This window comes from Aeromonas rivipollensis (assembly GCF_010974825.1).
Classification (GTDB): Bacteria; Pseudomonadota; Gammaproteobacteria; order Enterobacterales; family Aeromonadaceae; genus Aeromonas; species Aeromonas rivipollensis.
The window spans coordinates 310256-330592 of sequence record NZ_JAAILA010000013.1; the positions used below are offsets into that span (position 1 = coordinate 310256).

Sequence of the window (20337 nt, forward strand, 5' to 3'; positions counted from 1 at the left end):
AGCACATTTGTCGCACAGCAAGGTGGTCCCATCATGTCGCATCACAGGCCTGTCACCCCGCCCGATCCCCTCAGCCCTCCCCTGTCCGATCCCAGCAACTTCTCCCTGATCCTGGGGGGCCCCCTCTATCAGCTGTGGAGCCGGGCGCATCTTGGTGACATAGAGGCGCACATCAGGCGACGGATCCTCGTCCTGAGCGGGATCTGCTGGCTGCCCCTGTTGTTGCTGTGCGGGTGGGACGGCAGCCTGCTGCAAGGGGTGGCGGTGCCCTTTCTGCTGGACGTAGAGACCCATGTCCGCTTTCTCATCTGCGTCTCCTTGCTGGTGTTCGCCGAACTCGTCGTCCACCAGCGCATCCGGGGGATCGTCAGCCAGTTCATCGAACGGGGGTTGATCTCGCCGCTCTCCTTGCCACGCTTTCATGACGCCATTCGCAGCGCCATGATCTGGCGAAATTCGATCCCCGCGGAGGTCGGCCTTATCCTGCTGGTCCTCTCTATGGGGTACTTCATCCGGACCCACACCTTCGTCCTGGAGTCCTCGACCTGGTACGCCACCATGGAAGGAGGTAGCCCGACCCTGACCCTGCCCGGCTTCTGGTTTTTCTGGGTGAGCAACCCCATCATCCAGTTTCTGCTCCTGCGCTGGCTCTACCGGCTCCTGATCTGGACCCGCTTCCTCTGGCAGGTCTCCCGGATCCCCCTCTCCCTCATGCCGACCCATCCCGATCGCAACTGCGGCCTCGGCTTTCTCGGTGGCTCGGCCTACGCCTACTCGCCGCTGCTGACCGCTCTGGGGGCCCAGCTTGCCGGCTTTATCGCCAACCGGATCTTCTATGACGCCGCCGTGCTCACCGCCTACAAACCGGAGATCATTCTGCTCGCCGGCTTCGGCTTGCTGCTGGTGCTGGCGCCTCTGACGGTCTTTGCTCCCCATATTCTGGCGGCCAAGCGTCTGGGACTGCGGGAATACGGCGCCCTCGCCGCCGAGTACAGCCGCAGCTTCGAGCACCGCTGGCTGCGCACGGCGGACAGAGACGGGGAATCCCTGCTCGGCGCCTCGGATATCCAGTCCCTCGCCGATCTGGGTACTGCCTATGCCGTCATCAAGGAGGTCAGGCCCATGCCATTCAGTCGGGACATGTTCCTGCAACTGGTGCTCGCGACTGTGGTGCCCTTCCTGCCCCTGCTCCTCACCCTCTTCTCCTTCGAGACACTGCTCGACAGGCTGGTGGGGGTGATCTTCTGATGCAGATAGGGAAGGAAAAGGTGGCATAAGACGGACGGATTGCCGTCTCCGGCAAGGAGACACAGCCACCCTGCGCTGAAGCCGAGGAGATGACGGCCCCAATAACAAAAAAGCCCGACCATCAGGTCGGGCTTTGAATGTGGCGGTGGGTCGGGATTGACTCGCGCCATCCCTGGCGCTCACTCTGCGGGCAGCCTTCGGCTGTCCAAGCGGGCTATCCTGCCCCCTTGTCGAACCAGGGCCCGAACCTAGCCGCCCCTCGCTGGGCATCAGGGAATATGATAACCCCAGATGCAAAAAGCCCGACCATAAGGTCGGGCTTTCAATTTGGCGGTGAGGGAGACCGCCTGAATTAAGTCCAGCCAAAGCCAGATACATCCATAACATTAATTTAAAATCAATCACTTACAGGAAAGATCGTCCAACATCATCCGATTGAAAATGACTCTATCCCGCACTAAATGGCACAATGGATGGCATAGTCCATGGCATGCCACATTCTCAAGGAATCCTTCCTATGGCACTTCTTACAGATACCAAAGCACGTAATCTCAAGCCTAGCGACAAAGCGATTGCACATGGTGGCGTGACTGGCCTTGCACTTCATCCGTCAACGGCAAAAGGCCGTGGCAACTGGGTCCTTCGCTATGTCAGCCCGGTGACTGGCAAACGCAGAAATACAGGGCTGGGCTCTTACCCCGAGATATCCATCGCGGATGCAACCAAACAAGGGCAAAAGATGCGAGAGCAACTCGCCAATGGCCTTGACCCACTCGAGCTCAAACGCGCAGAAGAGAGCAAACCATCTATCCCGACTTTCGAGGCTGCTGCTCGGGAAGTTCATTCCAAACTGCTACCTGGATGGAAAAACCCCAAACACGGTAAACAGTGGATTTCGACTCTTGAGCAGTATGCATTTCCCATGATTGGCCAGTACTCAATTTCTGCCATCACTCCTGCACAGATAGCCGATGTCTTAATGCCGATCTGGTTGGAGATCCCTGAAACTGCCAGCCGTGTAAAACAGCGGCTGCATGCGGTGATGGCGTGGGCCTGGGCGCATGGCCACTGCCAAGCAAATCCAGTAGATGTCGTGAATCACTTGCTCCCACTACAACCCAGTAAAGCCGTTCGTATAGAGCATCAGCCTGCTATGCCTTGGCGTGATATTCCCGCCTTTGTTCAGCAGCATTTGAGGACTGTACAACGCTACGATGTAACCCGCGCCATGCTGGAGTTCTTGATCCTGACAGCTTGCCGTTCAGGTGAGGTCAGGGCCTTGAAATGGTCAGAAGTAGACCTGGAAGCAAAGATCTGGACCTTGCCAGCAGAACGAATGAAGGCCAAACAAATGCATCGCGTCCCGTTATCTCCTCGAGCTGTTGAGATCCTGATGGGCTTGCAGGGGTTGCATGATGAATTGGTATTCCCTTCGCCACGCGATCAAGTCCCACTATCAGATATGGTGCTAACGACGTTCTTACGGCGGGTAAAGGCGCCAAGTTGTACCCCAGGCCGTATGGCAACAGCTCATGGCTTTCGTTCCAGCTTTCGGGACTGGTGCAGCGAGCAAGGATATGCACGGGATTTGGCCGAGCGAGCGCTAGCTCATACCGTTCAGAACAAAGTCGAGGCGGCTTACCATCGCACTGACTTGCTGGATCAGCGTCGGCCCATGATGGATACATGGGCTCAGTTTGTGGCTGGAGATTTACTGATCGTATAAGAAGGAAGCGGCCAGATGGGCTGTTTCCTTCTTAGTTTTTTAGTTTTTTAGTTTTTTAGTTTTTTAGTTTTTTAGAACCGACGATGCCATCTTGAGCTCTCTTACTGCACCCTGTACCCATCCCGCAAAAATGATGTCATTGAGGCTATGTGGTCTGCGCATAGGATGCTGTGTTGATCCACTGATGGTCCGCCTCCCAACTAAATAGCCATTTGCGGACCGGCCCTGCCATGACATTCAGATAGTAGTTGTCGTAACCCGCCAAGGTGGCGACCGGGTGATAGCCTCGGGGGGCCATGACCACATCCTTGTCATACACCGCCATCGATTCATCGAGGGTGCGATCATCGGTATAAACGCGCTGAAAGCAAAAACCTTGGGGCGGATTGATCCTGTGGTAGTAGGTCTCTTCCAGATAGGTCTCGTCAGGCACATTGTCCGTATCGTGCTTATGACTCGGGTATGAGCTGGTGCACCCCTCTTCAGTAAACACTTCTACCACCAGTAAGCTATCGGCCAGGGCGGTATCGGGCAAAATATTGTGCACGAAGCGACGATTGTTGCCCCGGCCACGCGCCTCGGCCCCAATATCCTGCGGCCGGATCAGCCGGGAAGGATAAGTCCCTTTACCGGGTGCCCGACACACGGCAAGCTCGAGTGGCGTCTCGGCCACCACACTGCAGCTATCACCACGGGTAATGTAAACCGCCCAGGGCTTTTTGCGCTCGAACGGATTCATCCGCTCGCCGATGCGCGGATAACGGGCATGGGGCGTCGCAATGGACGCAAGACCCGCCACCAACACCAGGCAGAGTTCATCCTCACCCGCCGCAAACTCGATACGCTGGCTGGCCGCCAACTCGTACACCTCGAAGCCCACATGCTGCCAACCAGCAGACGCAGGGGTGATGCTGTGAGTACGTCCCTGTCCATCCGGAGAGTGATGGCGGGACAAGAGTTTAGACATGCTGATCTCCTTAATACAGAAGCGGCGGGGCATGCCCCGCCGCTTCAAATGGTCAGATAAGACCCGCGTCCTGCGCAAAACGATGCAGATTCTGATAACCCATTGAGGCATAGGTCAAGGGATGGGCAATTGCCGGATCCTGTTCTGCCTCAACGACCAGCCAGCCCTGATAACCATTCGCCTTCAAGATGGGGAACAGCGCGCCGTAATCCACACAGCCATCTCCCGGTACCGTATAAACCCCCGCCAATACCGAGTCTAGGAAACTCAACTTGCGATTTTTCACATCCGCCAGCACATTGGCACGCACATCCTTGCAGTGCACATGGTTGATGCGCGTCGCCCAACGTTGCGCTATCGCCACCGGATTGGCACCCGCAAAGGTCAGGTGACCGGTATCGAGCAACAACCCGACCTCATCGCCGGTATGGCGCATCAGATTATCAATGTCTTGCTCGGTTTCGATGACGGTCCCCATGTGGTGGTGATAGGCAATTTTGACTCCCTGGCTCAGGGTGTAGCGGGCAAATTCGGTTAACTTGCGGCCATACTCCTCCCAGCGATCCGCCGGAAAGAGGGGACGCAGGTGTACCGGCATCTGCTGGTTGCCATGGATGCAGCCGGTAACCTCGGCAAACACCATGACGTTAGAGCCGAGCTCGCGCAAGAGCGTCAGGTGATCCTGTACTGCCGCAATTTCCTCTTCCACGCTGCGGCTCAGCAACTCGCCCGAGTACCAGCCAGACACCATTTTGAGTTGATGGCGCGCTAAAATCGGCCCCAGCACACTCGCCTGACGAGGGAATTTATTACCCAGTTCAAAACCGGCAAAACCAGCCTGTTTGCCTTCAGTGAGGCAAGTTTCAAGCGATGTGTCAGCGCCGAGCGAGGGAAGATCGTCATTGGTCCAGGTCAGCGGGTTGATTCCAAGTTGTACAGTCATGCTTAATACTCCTTTAAAATGTCACATGTCGATCATTCATTGCATTGTGCGCTGACGCCACAGGGCGATAAGACGCAGGTAATTGTCCCGGATCTGGCCAACCAGTTGTTCATCACTGAGATCACCGGCAAGCCAGGCCCGCGAAGGGGCGCCAAATAAGGTACGCCCGACCGCAAATCCTTTAACTAGGGGGCTGCAAGCGGCATCGGCGAAGGCCGCCGCCAACTCAGCCTCGGGGGCATCCAAACCGAGCAACACAACCCCGCGGCAATAGGGGTCTCGCTCGGTGACCACTTGCTCGAGCGCTTGCCAACCCGTACGTGCCATCGGGGGGAGCTTCCACCAATCAGGTTTGACCCCCAGATTGTAAAAACGCTGAACAGCACGAAGATAGAGCCGGTCGTTGCGCGCCATGCCCACCGGCAGGATCACCTCAAGCAATAATTCATGGCCACTCTCACAGCAGGCACGATAGACCTCTTGCACCATGACTTCCTGCTCCTGGCGCAACTCAGACGCGTCCTCCGGATGGCAAAACACCAGACACTTGACCACATGCTCGCGCGGCCAATTGACCAGTTGCGTGCCGATATTGCCATGCTCGAGGGCCAGCGGGCGGGACCCAGGCAACTCGATAGGACGCCCAATCCACCAGCCACGGCCGGTCACATCATTGAGCACGCCCTGACCAAATGTGCTGTCACACAGCAACCCCGCCTTCCCAGCCAGCCCCGCTAGCTCCACGGTCTCACAACTGGCGCGATAGATAAGTTGTTTGAGGGGCGCAATGCGATCGAGCGAGGCGCCAACTGCGCGCGCCATATCCACAAACTGGCTGCGATGATCAAACGCCATGACACACAACTCGTTCCATTGACTGGCTCGGGTCGTCACACGGTGCAGGTGATTGAGATGTGAGTCCAGATCGGGGCGCAACACCTCGGCAGCGCGAGCCAGGTAATTATCCAGCTCGATGGCGGTCGGCATCGCGGGGGCACAACCATGACGTGAAACCACTAACGCACCGCACGCATTGGCGTAAGCGCAGGCACGCTCCCATCCCTCACCGTTGAGATAACCACGCAGCAAACCCGACATGAAGGCATCGCCCGCGCCCAACACGTTGAGCACTTCGACGCGCACCCCTTTGACGGTGATCCCTTGATCCAGCGAATCCGGGATCTCGCCGGTGAATACGGAGCAGCCCAGCGGCCCGCGCTTGCATACCAACTCAGCCCCGGTCAACTCACGCACCCGGCGCAGGGCGCAGATGGTATCCGTTGAGCCGCCAGCAATATGAAACTCTTCTTCCGTCCCGACGATCAGATCGAACTGCCCCAGCACTTCCTGCAACCGGGTGGTCACCTGTTCATTGGCGATGAAACGGGTCTCGCCATCCCCTAAAGAGGTCAGCCCCCACAGTACCGGACGATAATCGAGATCAATGGCGGTCTTGACCCCGTGGCGCCGGGCGTAATCGAGCGCGGTAAGCACTGCGTCTCTGGTCTTAGGATGGGAGAGATGGGTGCCCGTGATGGCAAGGCAACGGGCGGATGCGATAAATTCCTCGTCAATATCGGCACGGGTCAGCGCCATGTCGGCACAGTTATCACGGTAGAAAACCAGCGGAAATGTTTCTTGATCTTTGATACCCAGGATCACCAGTGCGGTGAGATGATCCCGATCCGTGATGAGGTGGCTGGTATCGCAACCAACCCGCTTGAGCTCCTCGCGCAGGAAACGGCCCATATGCTCATCGCCCACCCGGGCCAGCATCGCGGACTTGAGGCCCAGACGTGCCGTACCAAACGCCACGTTACCTGATGATCCCCCCAGATACTTGGCAAATGAGCCCATATCCTCGAGTCGAGCGCCAATCTGCTGTCCATACAGATCCACGGCAACCCGGCCAAGACAAATCAGATCGAGTTTCTTGTTATTGATCATACCTAACTCCAAGCTGGCTCCCTCGGGAGCGGTGATCCGCCACTGCGGCCACGGGAAAATGGGCACGGAGCCACTTAGCATTCACTGACATCAACCCAGCGAGCATGAGCATGGGAAAAAGCAATGGCGTCCAGCACCCTTGAAACCTTCCACCCCTCCTCGAAATCGGGCCAAAGGGCACCATCGGTGGCGATGGCATCGACCAGATCGCGCACTTCCACCGTCTTTTGGTCGTTGAACCCGATGCCATGTCCGGCACCACCACAGAAGGGGGCGTAATCGGTGTGCGCCGGGCCAACCAATATGGTCTTGAAGCCTTGGCGAGCGACAGGATCATCGTGGCGATAGAGCTTGAGCTCGGCCATGCGCTCCTGCGTGAAGGAGAGGGTTCCTTTCGTGCCAGTAATCACGTAACTGAGCCCCATCTTGCGGCCACACGCGATGCGAGAGGTTTCGATAAGACCACGTGCACCATTGGCAAACCGCATCATGGCATGGGCCTGATCCTCATTCTCGACCGGCACCATGGTACTGGCACCCGCCTGCGCAGGCCGATGAGTGATCACCGTCTGCAGATCCCCGCAGACCTGATCGATATCACCGACCAGATAGTGGGCCATGTTGACGATATGGGCGGCGAGATCGCCCAGCGCGCCCAAGCCAGCGGTTTCCTTGAAACAGTGCCAATGGATGGGCGCGAGCGGATCGGCCATGTAATCTTCGTTGTGAGTACCGTAGAAATGCACAACGTCACCAATTTCGCCACTCGCGATGATCTCGCGCGCCAATGTCGCGGTGGGGTTTTTCATGTAGTTGAAACCAACCAGCGTTTTGACCCCGGCCAATTTGGCCGCTTCAACCATCTCACGGGCATCGGCGGCAGACAGCGCCAGGGGTTTTTCCGAATAGACATGTTTACCGTGACGAATGGCCGCCAGCGCCATCTCTTTGTGCAGATGATTGGGTGAGCAGATATCAACGACATCGATAGCCGGATCTGCAACCAGGGCACGCCAGTCTCCGGTCGAGCGTCGAAAACCAAACTCCTGCGCCCGCTGCTTCGCCAACTCAGGGGTGACCTCGGCCACCATCTCACACACCAACTCACCCTTGAGAGGGAACACGGTGGGCGCCTGGGCAAACGCGATGGCGTGAGCCCTGCCGATATAACCTGTTCCTATCAGACCGATGCGAACCTGCGTCATACACTCTTCTCCTGCTCTGGCCGGCACAGGGCCGGATCTCATTTCATGCCATGCTGGTACGAAATATATATTTCAGATAGGAGAGTAAATGAAATCAAAGATTCATTTTGTGATCTGAGCGAAATTTTTGTTTCTATCGGCTCACATCCGCATGCCATGGGCTTGCACGCGCTGATAGAGAGGCCCCAGCACCCGTGGCTGACCCGCCAGGATCTCTTTCATTTGGACCAAAAGTAGCTCGCCAGTAGCCACGGCATCGGCCAGCGCATTATGCGCAAGATAAGGGGGTAAACCGCGCCGTTTGCGGATTTCGCTGAGCCGGTAATCCACGCGGTGCTCCTGCCGGTTACACAGCAACGATCTCTCCAGCGCCAACGTGTCGAGCCAAGGCAGTGGCAATTCATGCTCAATACCGTAATGACGAGCCAACAACGCAGTAAGGAAACGTCGTTCAATGGCGGCGCCATGGGCCACCAATAATCGCCCGGTCATCGCCTCGAGCAACGTAGACAGGGCATCCCTTTCATCGAGGCCGCCGTACAGTACCTGCGGGGTGATATGATGGATCACCGAACTCTCGGCGCTGACGGCTGCAGACGCCAGATAGTGGTGGCAAGATTCACCTAGGCGCAAAGTGCCCTCCACCACGGGTATCCACCCCATTGAGAGAATACGATCTTGTGCGGGATCCAATCCGCTGGTTTCCATGTCCAGCACCAACATCGGCAACAGCCAAGGATCGGCACTAGCCATCGGGTGATGCTGAGCCAGCAGGGTGCGCACCAGCGGTTCATGCCCAAAGCGGACCAGCGCCCTTGCCCGCCGCCGCTCAAGGGCGGCAAGGGGATCGATCCAACGTCGCAAAGAGCTTATCATCGCAATATCCCCGCGGCATGAAAGCGCTGACCTGCAGCTTCCTGCGTTCGGGCAATGATACGAAACGCATCCTTGAGATGATTGCGCTCAAACTGACTGAGGTTAGTGGGTGCAATACCGTGTCCCGGCGTGTCACCCTGGCGCAGCGCCTGGATCTGGTGTCGAAAACGCACCTGATTCAGGAATTCGAACGCCTCTAGCAACTCCTTGCGGCTTCCCTCACTGATAATCTCGCCCGCCACCGCATCCGCGAGCCGCGTCGCCGTTTCACTGGCACTGCTACCTGCGGCCAAGGCATAGACCCGAGCGAGCTCAACCACCAGATTGATCGCCTGCTTCTTGATGTTGAGAGTACTGCGATTCTCACCATCTCGCGCCAGCACAAACTGACGAAACAGGCCAAGAGGCGGGTTAACCCGGAGCGAATTTGCCACCAACACAGTCAAAAAACGGGGATGACTGCCAATCAGTCGCCCCAACCCTGCTTGCAGACGGCTGACTAAGGAGGTGTCACCATAGAGAGCACGCAGGTCAAGAAAGACGCTCGCATGAAGCAGTGCCTCGGTCTCCGGCTTGGCAATCCACGTCCGATAACGGGCCAACCAAGCATCAAGGCTAATACACCAGGCGGGGTTGGATGCCATCATATGACCAGGGCAGAGTTGGTAGCCACATTCAGCCAAACCGTAGCAAACCCACTCCCCCAAACGGCGAAAATACGCCAATCCCTCTCCTTGAACCTCACAGGACAATACCAAGGCATTGTCCTGATCAGAAAAAGGATGCATTTCACCACGGGCTTGGGAACCTGCCGCCATCCAGGCATAACTACAGGGTGGAGCCCCTAACTCCCGCTCCGCAAGTTGCAGCAGCCGACGAGTCATGGCATCAGCAATGAGGGTCATTATCTGGGCAATGCGCCCAGCCTGTACCCCGCCTTCCACAAGCGCCTCAAATAAGGCCTGGCGCTGTACACACAGCGTTTGTAACCCGGCCACGGACTCCTGCCGATAGATCCGACTGATCAGAAATACCGCCTGGGCCTGGTTACGCTGCACCAGGCTGGTTGCTGTTAGCACCCCGCATATCCGCCCCTGTTCCATGACGGGCAGGCTGCGGACGTTATGATGCATCATCAGTTCCATCGCCTGGATCAGCGGTGCGTTGCTGTCAATCGTGCATGGGTTGCAACTCATTACCAACCTGATCGGCTGATCAAATTGCAACCCCTGAGCGATCACCCGTTTGGTCATGTCTCTATCGCTCACGATACCAAGTAAGGCTCCTCTTTCCATGATCAACGCACTGGATCTATGCTCACGCACCATCACCTTTGCGGTCTCATGTATGGATGTTTCCGGCGATACCACCGCCATCTTACGATTGACCATGACTGAAACCGGCTGAAGAGAAAAAAGCACCTCATCGGAGGGACGATCACGCTGTTGTCCAGAGGCCAGGCGCCTGTGTTCCGCCTCGGCAAAATGCTCTTTGAGTGAGTAATTCTGCTCCATGACCTCATAGAGCACCGGCTTCGGAATACAGTAGATAAGGGCAGGCTCGATCGCTATCACCTGATAGTCGCAACCACCTTCCCGTTCGAGCTGGCTGAATCCGAACAGATCACCACTGCCCAAACGGGCACGTAAACTCTGATCTTGATAGCGTTGTTCAAGTGCGCCGGTGCGCACGACAAACAGCCCCTTCCCTACGATGCGTTCACCTGGCAATGCCTCCCCCGCAGACCAATAAGAGATCTCAATCTGTCCCGCCAACAAATTCAACTCTGACTCTCGCAAAAGATCGAACGGGTCTGTGGAGGAAAGAAAGTGACAAATATTTGGCAACAGGGATTGGTCCAACGACATGGGAATACAACCTCCAGGTATTACTAATAGGAACGCCCCCTAATGAAGGGGGCATCGACAACAAGAATAATTTAATCCTTAGCTTCCACAGCCAATTTACGAGAAGCACCAAAAAGTTCACGACCTATAGTCCAAAAAATATAACTAAGGGAGGCAAATGCCACGAGATAGTAAAAGCTCATCAGCCAAGTCGGTACGTTTTGCGCAAGGAATACATACATTGAAACAGAACCAAGGACAATGAGCACAGCAACCGGTTTTACCAGACTCCAAGGCTGGATATCCACTTGCTCGGTATAGACCTCCTCATAAGCCTTTTGAGGATAAAAATGGCCAACCAATAACATGAAAACCACATTGAGTAAAAACAAGATCCCCAGCAAGTGGAAAAAGTGGATATCTACCTTGATAACGAAATTGAACAGAATGTAAGCGGACATCCCGAACAATAGGCCCAGCTTGGCTGCAATGGCAGGAACCCTCTTGGTCAACAGTCCCACTAATACAACACTCAGGATTGGCGCATTAAAAATCCCTTGCAGTTGCTGGATCAGATAGAATAGTCCATCAGGGGCATTTGCAACCAAAGGGGCAACTATCATTGCCACCAGCGCAAGTCCAAGGCCAAGATATTTCCCGACTGCGACGGTTTGCGCTTCGGTAGCATCAGGCTTAAGACTCTTTTTGTAAATGTTGATAGTAAATAACGTCACCGATGAATTAAGCCCCCCACTAAATGTGGAGAAAACAGCACCTACCACCACCGCAGCAAAGAAACCAACTAACATTTCTGGCAATACCAATTGCACCAAACGAGGATATGCATGATCAGGATTATCAATCTGCCCTTGGAATATATGGAAAGCAACAATGCCGGGAAGAATAATGATTGAAGGAATCATCAGCTTGAAGAATGCACACAACAATACACCCTTTTGTCCCTCAGCCAGATTTTTTGCACCCAGCGCTTTTTGTACAATAGATTGATTGGTACACCAGAAAAACATATTAGATATGATAAGACCGGTAAACAAAGTTGAGAATGGGACGAGCGAATCTTCAGCACCAATAGAGTTGAATTTCCCTGGATTGAACTCATATACCTCAACCAAGCCGCTCAATACATTGCCATTTCCTACATAGGCCAAGGCAAATAGTGTCACCATTAAACCACCAGTAATAAGACCAACACCATTGACTGTATCAGCTACGGCAATGGCCTTGATCCCACCAAATACGGCATATATTGCGCCGAGTCCCCCAACACCCCATACCATGATCCAGAGAGCTGTCGTCTTATCAATTTGGAAAACCTCCGATACACGAAAGAGGCTTTCTAGAGCAATCGCGCCGGTATATAACACAATTGGCAGCAAAGAAATAACGTACATGCCGAGAAACAAAATAGATGTAATGGTGAGGGTCTGCTTGTCAAAACGCCGTTCAAGAAACTCGGGAATGGTCGAGATACCCAGCTTCAAATATTTTGGTAGAAAAAATATCGCAAACAGCACTATGGTCATGGCAGCCATTACCTCCCAGGCCATCACGATAAAACCGGTGCGAAATGACAGTCCATTCAGACCAACAAGATGTTCTGTCGAGAGGTTCATCAGTAGCATAGAGCCACCAATATACATACCAGTCATGGACCGACCACCGAGGAAATATCCCTCCGCCGATTCGGTCAAATGTGCATTATGTGTTTTGTAGTAGGCAATAGCGGCCACCAGCAAGGTGAAGCCGATAAAAGAGGTAAAGGCTAACATGTGTGTGTTCTCCGTGTCTTCAATATCCCATACGCTGCCTCATGTAAGAGGCAGCGGAATTTGGTGCGAAGAAATGTGAGGATTGGCGCAAGGCCTTGTTATTATTTTCTCACGAGATCACAGCTTGACTTCACGACCGCTGTGGAGGGATTCTAGGGCCTTATCGGCCAGGTAGAGAGCCTGAGCACCATCGTGACCACTGCATTCAGGGGTAACTCGCCCGGCCAGTACATCGACGAAGTGCTGCCATTCAGCAATATAGGCAGCAGCATAGCGTTGCAGGAAGAAGTGTTCTGGCTTAGCAGCAACACACCCTTCCTCACTCCAAAACTCGACCGCGTTCTCATGGATGTTCTTGGCCGTCAGCAATCCCTTGGCTCCGTGCAACTCCAAGCGCTGATCGTAGCCGTAACCTGAGCGACGACTGTTGACAATTGTAGCCATCGCTCCGGATGGGAACTTCATCACCACAAAGGCTGTATCTATATCGCCAGCTTCACCGATAGCAGGATCGACCAGGTTACTTCCTTGGGCATAAATAGAAACAGGGTCCTCTCCAATGATAAAGCGAGCCATATCGAAATCATGGATAGTCATATCACGGAACATGCCACCAGAAACTTTGACGTAATTAGCAGGGGGGGGAGAAGGGTCTCGTGAGGTGATCAACAAGGACTCTGCCTTACCAATCATACCGGCCGCCAGCAGCTCTCTCACCCGACGAAACTGGGGATCATAGCGACGGTTGAAACCAACAAATAGAGGAACGTTGCAAGCAGCTACGGTCGCCAAGCAATCACGTACCCGCGCCAAATCCAGATGAACCGGTTTTTCACAAAAAATTGTCTTGCCTGCACGTGCCGCCTGTTCAATGAGATCAGCATGGGTATCAGTGGCTGAGGCAATCAGCACCCCATGGATCTGGGGATCAGCCATTGCCTCCTCACAACTTTGTACCTTGGCACCATACTTGGTTGCCAAAGCAACAGCCCCCTCTTGATGAGGATCGACGACAGAATATAAGCGAGTTTCCTTGTGTTCATCGATGTTGACCGCATGAACCTGACCAATCCGACCGGCACCAAATAACGCGATATTAAACATACCAACTCCTTGATACTGTTTATCTGCACAGTGTTGTAGGTTGTAGGCGTCCTGCCGAGATGCCGGCTGCGCCTGCGAGTCCAAGCTGACCTAGTGTCGAACCACTTTTTCTTGGCACTACGGTCTGGATTAGATGAACATACCACGTGAAATTTTCATTTCAACTTAATGCTAATTGGACTTTTCATTTTTGCGCGCGAGTTAACACTTTACAATCCCACAACGCATTTACGCTCATGGTGAAAATTAATCTTTCACTTTAAAAACAAATGATTGTGTATTTATTACATGTTTAATCCGGTCATATTTACACATTTCATTTCTAGCCTTTATGAAACACATAAAAAAGGGAGGCAATTGCCTCCCATACAGTTCCTTTGGATTACTCAAAAACAACTTCAGTATTGGCGGGCGCGAGTCGCCAACATGTCGCGAATCGCGGCCGCTGCTGCCTCGATTTCGGGCTTGTCTGCTATCTGCGCAGTGCCTGTATGCCACCACGCTTCGTAACCATGGGTCATGGTTTTTGGCAGCACCTTGATATCGATCAGTACAGGTCCCTTGTCACTGGCAGCAGCGCCCAATGCAGCCTCCAACTCCACCTCGTCGTGCACCCGATAACTGGTACAACCGTAACTCTCTGCATTCTTGGCAAAATCTACTCGTACCAGAGGACCATTCAACATACCGCTATCTGGGTTTCGATGACGATTCTCGGTACCAAAACTGCCCATGCCCTGCCCCATTTGCAGGTTATTAATACAACCAAATCCCGCATTGTCGAACAACAAGACGATGATCTTAAGGCCCTCTTGCACGGCAGTTTGCAACTCGGTGTGTAGCATCAGGTAGGAACCGTCACCGACAAACGCATAGACCGGTTGTGCTGGCGATGCGATACGGGCGCCGATGGCAGCAGCAATCTCGTAGCCCATGCAGGAGTACCCATACTCAAGGTGATAGGTATCGGGATGCCGTGGCCGCCACATGCGCTGCAGATCACCGGGCAGAGAACCTGCCGCCCCCACCACTATTGCATCGGGCTCAAGCCACTTATCCAACAATCCCAACACCCGGGTTTGTGTCAAGCGGGTAGCCAGACTATCCATATACTCAGGCAGGGAATCATCAAGTTGCCCAGCCACTTCTGGCACAAAACGCGGGTCAACCTGGATATTGGCTAATCGCTGCCACTCGCTTTCCCACTCGGTACGAGCGGCAACAATCTCCCCTTGATACGCGCTGCGATACGCGCGAGCGTCGAGCTGCTCACCCAGCGCCTCCAGAGCCACCCGAGCATCCGCAACCACGGGCACGGCATCCAGCTTGTGTGCATCGAAGCTGGCGACATTAATGGTCAAAAATTGTGCTTCTGGATGGCTAAACAATGACTTGGACGCTGTTGTGAAATCGGTGAAGCGGGTACCCACCCCAATGATCAAATCAGCCTCTGCTGCCAAGCGGTTAGCAGCCAAGCAGCCGGTAGTGCCCAGCCCCCCAACGTTGAGCGGATGCTCCGCTTCTATGGCCCCCTTGCCAGCTTGGGTCTCGGCAAAAGGAATATTGAATCGTTCGACAAAATCACGCAATGCGCCATGAGCTTCGCTATAACGTACGCCCCCTCCACATACCAACAGCGGTTTACGCTTGCCCTCAATCAGGGACACTGCATCGGCCAGCATGGCCTCGCTGGGGGGGCGGCGTTCGATCCGGTGTACTCGCCTGACAAAGAAAGAAGCAGGGTAATCATAGGCTTCGCCTTGCACATCCTGAGGCAAACAGAGCGTGACTGCACCTGTATCAACAGGGTCCGTGAGTACCCGCATGGCATTGATCAGGGCACTCATCAACTGCTCCGGTCGAGAGATTCTGTCCCAATAACGAGATACGGGACGAAAGCAGTCATTAGTACTAATGCTGGCATCATGGTACTGCTCTACCTGTTGCAACACAGGATCAGGCTGACGACTGGCAAACAGATCGCCAGGCAATAGCAGCAAAGGAAGACGATTAGCGGTAGCAGTCGCAGCCGCAGTCACCATGTTGGCAGCCCCCGGCCCAACGGAAGAGGTGACAGCACAAATCCGCTTGCGTTTGTGTTGCTTGGTAAACCCGAGGGCTATATGAGCCATTCCCTGCTCGTTACACCCCTGATAAACCTTCAATCCACCTGCATCTTGCTCTAGCGCCTGGCCCAGCCCCAACACATTCCCATGACCAAAGATGGTAAAAATACCATGTACAAACTTGTGTTGTGCCCCATCAATTTCCACGAACTGCTGATCAAGAAACTTCACCAGCGCCTGGGCCATCGTCATTCTGATCTGCTGCATAGAGACTCCCTGCTATCGGCCTCCGTGCCCCCACCATGGGCTGAGGATCTTCTCTACGAAGAATCGACACGGGCAATGGCATCACTCTATAGAACAAAATTTTCATTTAAAGAAAATAATGAAACAAAAGCGATTTTTGTGATCCACTTTACGAAACAATAGAGCCTTGCTCAGCTACCTCTTCGCTCTTCTTGAAAGCAAGCCCCACCGCAAGCGACTGCAGCAGGCACAAAGTCGCAGCCTGGGAACGGAATGCCCCTACTTGGGCCTCTTTTACCACGAAACAGACATCACTCAAGGAGGCAAGAGGACTTATTTGGCTATCAGTGATCACAATTTGGCGAGCACCGGCCTGAGCCGCTTTCTCACTCACCATCAGCGTTTCATCAGCATACGGAGTAAAACTAATCGAGATCACCACATCCCGGCTGTTCATCAGGGCCGCCTCCTCGATCATCATTCCTCCCAGACCATCCAGCAACACGGTACGTCGCTCCAGATGACCCAGTGCGTAACGAAGGTAAACGGCAGCACTGAAAGAACGTCGTGAGCCGATCACATAAATTGTGTCGGCCTCCTGCAAGAGGGAAATAGCTTGGCATAGTTCTGCTTCCGGTGTGTGAAGAACCAGCTGTTGCATCGATTGGGTGTTTGCCCGGACAAACTCTTGCAGAATATGGTGAGGTTGCTCTACCTCAGCCCCCCCATCCATCTCACGGAACAGACGGGCACGTTCCGTATAGCTCGCGGTCTCTTTGACCAGATCAAGGCGAAAAATTTGTTTCATTTCATTGAAGCCGCTGAAACCAAAGGTACTGGCAAACCGGATCAGGGTCGAAGGAGGAACGCCAGCCTCCTTGGCAATGACCGCGACAGTTTGCATGGCAACTATATTTTTATTATCTATCAAGTACTTAGCGACCTGCTGTAAACGCTTACTCAGCTCACCATAGCGGGTTCGGATCTGATCTTGTAGTTCTGCTAGATTCTTCGCCACTGTCATTATGCTCTCCAATCTGTTGCAACCATGTTCACTGGGGCACCAGCCAGTCACAATCCCCACATCAATGTCGAGTCAATTGATATCGATCAGAAATCACAACCACTAAAAAGCCCGGTTTCATTAACGGCTACAGAATCACGTTTCCTGTCAGCAGCAATGGAACAGCCATTCTTTCATATCATGAAAAACTGTAAACCATTTCGTAACTACAGACAGGGGATTAAGCCAGTGCCAGGAACTCATTTGATACATGGTGTCAACAATGTTGGATTGATCACAAAAAGGAATTTTTATTTCGCATAGCATTTTTATGGAATTTAAATTTCAATTAGTTTCCGTGATCATCAGCCAAGAGAGACACCGAATGGACATCGTACAGAATTACATCGGGGGTGCCATCACCGCCAGCCTCAGCGCACGTATTGCCCCCATCTTCAATCCAGCACTGGGTGAGCCGATACGCCAAGTCTTACTGAGCACGGCCGATGAAGTTCGCCAGGCCATTGCCGTTGCCCACGCGGCCTTCCCTGCCTGGGCACAAACGCCCCCGCTACGCCGAGCCAGGATCCTGTTTCGTTTCAAAGCATTACTGGAGATCCAACGAGATGAGCTAGCCCGTCTCATCAGCGAAGAGCACGGCAAGGTATTCTCTGATGCTCAAGGTGAACTAACGCGTGGTATAGAAGTGGTAGAGTTTGCCTGTGGCATTCCTCATCTGCAAAAAGGAGAACACTCCGCCAACGTTGGCACCGGCGTCGACAGTCACTCTCTCATGCAACCCCTCGGCGTATGCACCGGGATTACACCATTCAACTTCCCGGCCATGGTGCCCATGTGGATGTTCCCCATCGCCTTGGCGACCGGTAACACCTTCGTACTCAAGCCTTCGGAGAAGAATCCCTCGTTGGCGTTACGATTGGCACAGTTGCTTCAAGAGGCAGGGCTGCCGGATGGGGTATTTAACGTGGTTAATGGTGACAAGGAGGCCGTGGATGTATTGCTCACCGATGAGCGAATTCAAGCGGTCAGCTTTGTCGGATCCACCCCCATCGCCGAGTACATTTATTCGGTTGCCTCCGCCCACGGCAAGCGCTGCCAGGCTCTGGGTGGGGCCAAAAATCACTGCATCGTGATGCCGGATGCGGATATAGAACAAACTCTTTCAGCCATCATGGGCGCAGCCTACGGCGCGGCCGGTGAACGCTGCATGGCGCTCTCTGTTGCGGTCGCGGTGGGTGACGACGTCGCAGATAAGCTGGTGACCGGAGTCACAGAGCGCATTGCCAAAATGCGCGTTGGACCAGGTATAACCGAGGGCCAAGAGAATGATATGGGTCCGGTTATTTCCGCCCAGCACAGGGCCAAGATCCTTGAGTATATTGACCAGGGTGTCGAACAGGGGGCCACGCTTTGCATTGATGGCCGCAATTTTACCGTTCCCACTCACCAACAGGGTTTCTTCGTAGGCCCAACGCTGTTTGACCGGGTTACCCCCCAGATGAGCATCTATCAGGAAGAGATATTCGGCCCGGTCTTGTGCATCGTCCGTGCGCCTGATTACCGCACCGCAGTGACATTAATCAATCGCCACCAATATGGTAATGGCACGGCCATCTTCACCCGCGATGGGGATACAGCCCGCCAGTTCAGCGAAGAGGTACAGGCTGGCATGGTCGGCATCAATGTCCCCATTCCGGTACCAATGGCATTCCATAGCTTCGGGGGATGGAAACGCTCCATCTTTGGACCACTGAATGTGCATGGTCACGATGGGGTTCGTTTTTACACTCGAATGAAGACTATCACGAGTCGCTGGCCCACTAGCGTACGACTCGAACAGCACACCGGCAGCTTTACCATGCCAACGTTAGGATAGCGGGCAATGCAACAAAAAGAGAGGGAGACACCTCAGCTCCCTCTCCTACATGAGTCACATTAAGAATCCCCTTGTATAAGAAGGAAATGGTCATTTGGCCGCTTCCTTCTATGTTCATTTTTTAGCTGTTCTTGATGGTTGATGGCACCTTGCCAAACCAGTACTCCGGCAGCTTCTAAGCCTGTTTGATCTCCGGCTTGCTCATCACAACCTCGAACTCATCACACGCTGGTTGTAGTGGTCAACTAAATCCGGACACTTGGTTAGGCCGATCCTCGGCTTTTGCTGGCGCGCTCCCGTCATTGTGTTGATGTGGACGCCGCCAGTTGTAGTAATCCATCAGGTAATAGCTGATATCCCGCTTCGCCTCCCGCAGGTTCATATATCCCGTTGTCGGGAGCCACTCTGTCTTCAGACTCCTGAACAACCGCTCCATCGGTGCATTATCCCAACAGTTGCCACGCCGACTCATGCTCTGGGTCATGCGATGGCGCCACAGCCGCTGCCGAAATGCCCGGCTGCCATATTGGCTGCCTTGGTCGGAGTGAAACAGCACACCTGATGGGCAACCCCGCTGCTGATAGGCCATCTCGAGCGCTTTTATTACCAGCTCTGCATCAGGCTTGTCAGACATCGCCCAGCCCACGACTCGGCGGGCATAAAGGTCGAGCACCACCGCCAGATAATTCCAACGACCACCTGCCCAGACGTAGGTGATATCGCCACACCACACCTGATTGGGCTGCTGGACATCAAATTCACGGGCCAGCAGATTGGGAATATCCGGTCGTTCAGACCGGGCGACCTGATAGCGATGAGCGCCCGGTTGCTTGGATACCAGACCGACCTCCTTCATCAGACTGCGCACTTTGAATCGGCCAATCTGATGCCCCAGCTCTCGCATCATCGACATCAAGGCGCGGCTGCCCGCTGAGTTCCGGCTCTCTTTGAACAAACGGCGCAACTCGCTGCGTTGCTGCATCCGCTCACGGTTAATCGTCCGCTTGCGGGCCAGATAGTCGTAAAAACAGGATGTTGGAACATCGAAAGCACAGCAGACCAGAGTGATAGGGGCTTGCTCTCTTAATCGGTCTATCAGCGCGTACGTTTGAACTCGTCCGTCATCAAGAGAGCCGTAGCCTTTTTTAGAATGTCCTTTTCGCGCTCGAGCCGGTTGATGCGGGCTTCCAGCTCCTGGATTTTCTGCTGCTCCGGGGTCAGCGCCTTGCCGATTGGGGTGGTGCCGGTTCGTTCGGATTGAAGCTGCTGAACCCATCGGCGAAGTATGGTTTCACCGACATCCAGTGAACGGCTGGCTTCGGGGACAGAGTATCCCTGGTCGAGTACCAGGGATGCGGCTTCGAGTTTGAATTCAGCAGTAAATGAGCGACGTAATCTTGTCATTGAACACCTCAAGTCATGGTGGCGACTGTACCACCTAAAATGGTGTCCGGGATGATTAGACCACTACA

14 protein-coding genes are annotated in these 20337 nt (G+C 54.1%); 3 read left to right on the forward strand and 11 right to left on the reverse strand.

The genetic code is table 11. The annotated features are described in order from the left end of the window. Window positions 1-33: 33 nt before the first annotated feature. Window positions 34-1248 carry a hypothetical protein gene (locus G4923_RS11065; protein ID WP_139746076.1) on the forward strand — a complete coding sequence of 405 codons (1215 nt, stop codon included), beginning with the start codon at window positions 34-36 and terminating at the stop codon, window positions 1246-1248. Window positions 1249-1765: 517 nt separating this feature from the next. After that, window positions 1766-2974, forward strand: coding sequence for a tyrosine-type recombinase/integrase (locus G4923_RS11070; protein WP_163137055.1), 1209 nt, complete (start codon window positions 1766-1768; stop codon window positions 2972-2974). 145 nt (window positions 2975-3119) lie between these two features. On the opposite strand, the gene iolB is transcribed toward G4923_RS11070, so the two are convergent. From iolB to G4923_RS11120, 10 genes are all read right to left on the reverse strand, one after another. Beyond that, the gene (gene iolB, locus G4923_RS11075; protein WP_111912979.1) at window positions 3120-3941 is read right to left on the reverse strand and encodes a 5-deoxy-glucuronate isomerase; all 822 of its coding nucleotides are present in this window, start codon (window positions 3939-3941) and stop codon (window positions 3120-3122) included. 52 nt (window positions 3942-3993) lie between these two features. Beyond that, window positions 3994-4884, reverse strand: coding sequence for a myo-inosose-2 dehydratase (iolE, locus tag G4923_RS11080; protein WP_111912981.1), 891 nt, complete (start codon window positions 4882-4884; stop codon window positions 3994-3996). Window positions 4885-4920: 36 nt separating this feature from the next. Next, entirely contained in the window at window positions 4921-6831 is a 1911-nt protein-coding gene (locus tag G4923_RS11085) for a bifunctional 5-dehydro-2-deoxygluconokinase/5-dehydro-2-deoxyphosphogluconate aldolase (protein ID WP_111912997.1), read from the reverse strand. A gap of 74 nt (window positions 6832-6905) precedes the next feature. Continuing rightward, window positions 6906-8036: a Gfo/Idh/MocA family protein gene (locus G4923_RS11090; RefSeq protein WP_111912983.1), complete on the reverse strand. Its 1131-nt coding sequence runs from the start codon at window positions 8034-8036 to the stop codon at window positions 6906-6908. 141 nt (window positions 8037-8177) lie between these two features. Beyond that, complete coding sequence (locus G4923_RS11095) at window positions 8178-8912, reverse strand: 3'-5' exonuclease (RefSeq protein WP_111912985.1); 735 nt, start codon at window positions 8910-8912, stop codon at window positions 8178-8180. Further along, complete coding sequence (locus tag G4923_RS11100; protein WP_204356817.1) at window positions 8909-10780, reverse strand: DUF294 nucleotidyltransferase-like domain-containing protein; 1872 nt, start codon at window positions 10778-10780, stop codon at window positions 8909-8911. Before G4923_RS11100 ends, G4923_RS11095 begins: the two co-directional genes overlap by 4 nt. 71 nt (window positions 10781-10851) lie before the next feature. Further along, window positions 10852-12549 (reverse strand): solute:sodium symporter family transporter, encoded by a 1698-nt coding sequence (locus G4923_RS11105; RefSeq protein ID WP_111912987.1) that lies wholly within the window; start codon window positions 12547-12549, stop codon window positions 10852-10854. A 117-nt stretch (window positions 12550-12666) separates the two neighbouring features. After that, on the reverse strand, window positions 12667-13653 hold the full coding sequence (iolG, locus tag G4923_RS11110; RefSeq protein ID WP_111912989.1) for an inositol 2-dehydrogenase: 987 nt from the start codon (window positions 13651-13653) through the stop codon (window positions 12667-12669). 398 nt (window positions 13654-14051) lie between these two features. Continuing rightward, window positions 14052-15986: a 3D-(3,5/4)-trihydroxycyclohexane-1,2-dione acylhydrolase (decyclizing) gene (gene iolD / locus G4923_RS11115; RefSeq protein ID WP_111912991.1), complete on the reverse strand. Its 1935-nt coding sequence runs from the start codon at window positions 15984-15986 to the stop codon at window positions 14052-14054. Window positions 15987-16134: 148 nt separating this feature from the next. Then, window positions 16135-16989, reverse strand: a complete 855-nt coding sequence (locus G4923_RS11120; RefSeq protein WP_111912993.1) for a MurR/RpiR family transcriptional regulator — start codon at window positions 16987-16989, stop codon at window positions 16135-16137. Between the two features lie 364 nt (window positions 16990-17353). Between G4923_RS11120 and G4923_RS11125 the strand changes: the two genes are divergently transcribed. Further along, entirely contained in the window at window positions 17354-18865 is a 1512-nt protein-coding gene (locus tag G4923_RS11125) for a CoA-acylating methylmalonate-semialdehyde dehydrogenase (RefSeq protein WP_111913001.1), read from the forward strand. Window positions 18866-19106: 241 nt separating this feature from the next. Here G4923_RS11125 and G4923_RS11130 read toward each other — a convergent pair. Continuing rightward, window positions 19107-20269 (reverse strand): IS3 family transposase gene (locus G4923_RS11130; protein WP_103259777.1). Its coding sequence is split into 2 segments (ribosomal slippage): window positions 19107-20014 and window positions 20014-20269, totalling 1164 coding nucleotides; the frame shifts between segments, so codons are not numbered across the junction. Window positions 20270-20337: the final 68 nt, after the last annotated feature.

What these genes read in the sequence shown, in the direction of transcription:
- G4923_RS11120 (WP_111912993.1), bottom strand. Translation starts at nt 16,989, where the DNA reads ATGACAGTGGCGAAGAATCTAGCAGAACTACAAGATCAGATCCGAACC.
- G4923_RS11065 (WP_139746076.1), top strand. Translation starts at nt 34, where the DNA reads ATGTCGCATCACAGGCCTGTCACCCCGCCCGATCCCCTCAGCCCTCCC.
- G4923_RS11100 (WP_204356817.1), bottom strand. Translation starts at nt 10,780, where the DNA reads ATGTCGTTGGACCAATCCCTGTTGCCAAATATTTGTCACTTTCTTTCC.
- G4923_RS11095 (WP_111912985.1), bottom strand. Translation starts at nt 8,912, where the DNA reads ATGATAAGCTCTTTGCGACGTTGGATCGATCCCCTTGCCGCCCTTGAG.
- G4923_RS11105 (WP_111912987.1), bottom strand. Translation starts at nt 12,549, where the DNA reads ATGTTAGCCTTTACCTCTTTTATCGGCTTCACCTTGCTGGTGGCCGCT.
- G4923_RS11090 (WP_111912983.1), bottom strand. Translation starts at nt 8,036, where the DNA reads ATGACGCAGGTTCGCATCGGTCTGATAGGAACAGGTTATATCGGCAGG.
- G4923_RS11125 (WP_111913001.1), top strand. Translation starts at nt 17,354, where the DNA reads ATGGACATCGTACAGAATTACATCGGGGGTGCCATCACCGCCAGCCTC.
- iolB (WP_111912979.1), bottom strand. Translation starts at nt 3,941, where the DNA reads ATGTCTAAACTCTTGTCCCGCCATCACTCTCCGGATGGACAGGGACGT.
- iolG (WP_111912989.1), bottom strand. Translation starts at nt 13,653, where the DNA reads ATGTTTAATATCGCGTTATTTGGTGCCGGTCGGATTGGTCAGGTTCAT.
- G4923_RS11085 (WP_111912997.1), bottom strand. Translation starts at nt 6,831, where the DNA reads ATGATCAATAACAAGAAACTCGATCTGATTTGTCTTGGCCGGGTTGCC.
- G4923_RS11070 (WP_163137055.1), top strand. Translation starts at nt 1,766, where the DNA reads ATGGCACTTCTTACAGATACCAAAGCACGTAATCTCAAGCCTAGCGAC.
- iolE (WP_111912981.1), bottom strand. Translation starts at nt 4,884, where the DNA reads ATGACTGTACAACTTGGAATCAACCCGCTGACCTGGACCAATGACGAT.
- iolD (WP_111912991.1), bottom strand. Translation starts at nt 15,986, where the DNA reads ATGCAGCAGATCAGAATGACGATGGCCCAGGCGCTGGTGAAGTTTCTT.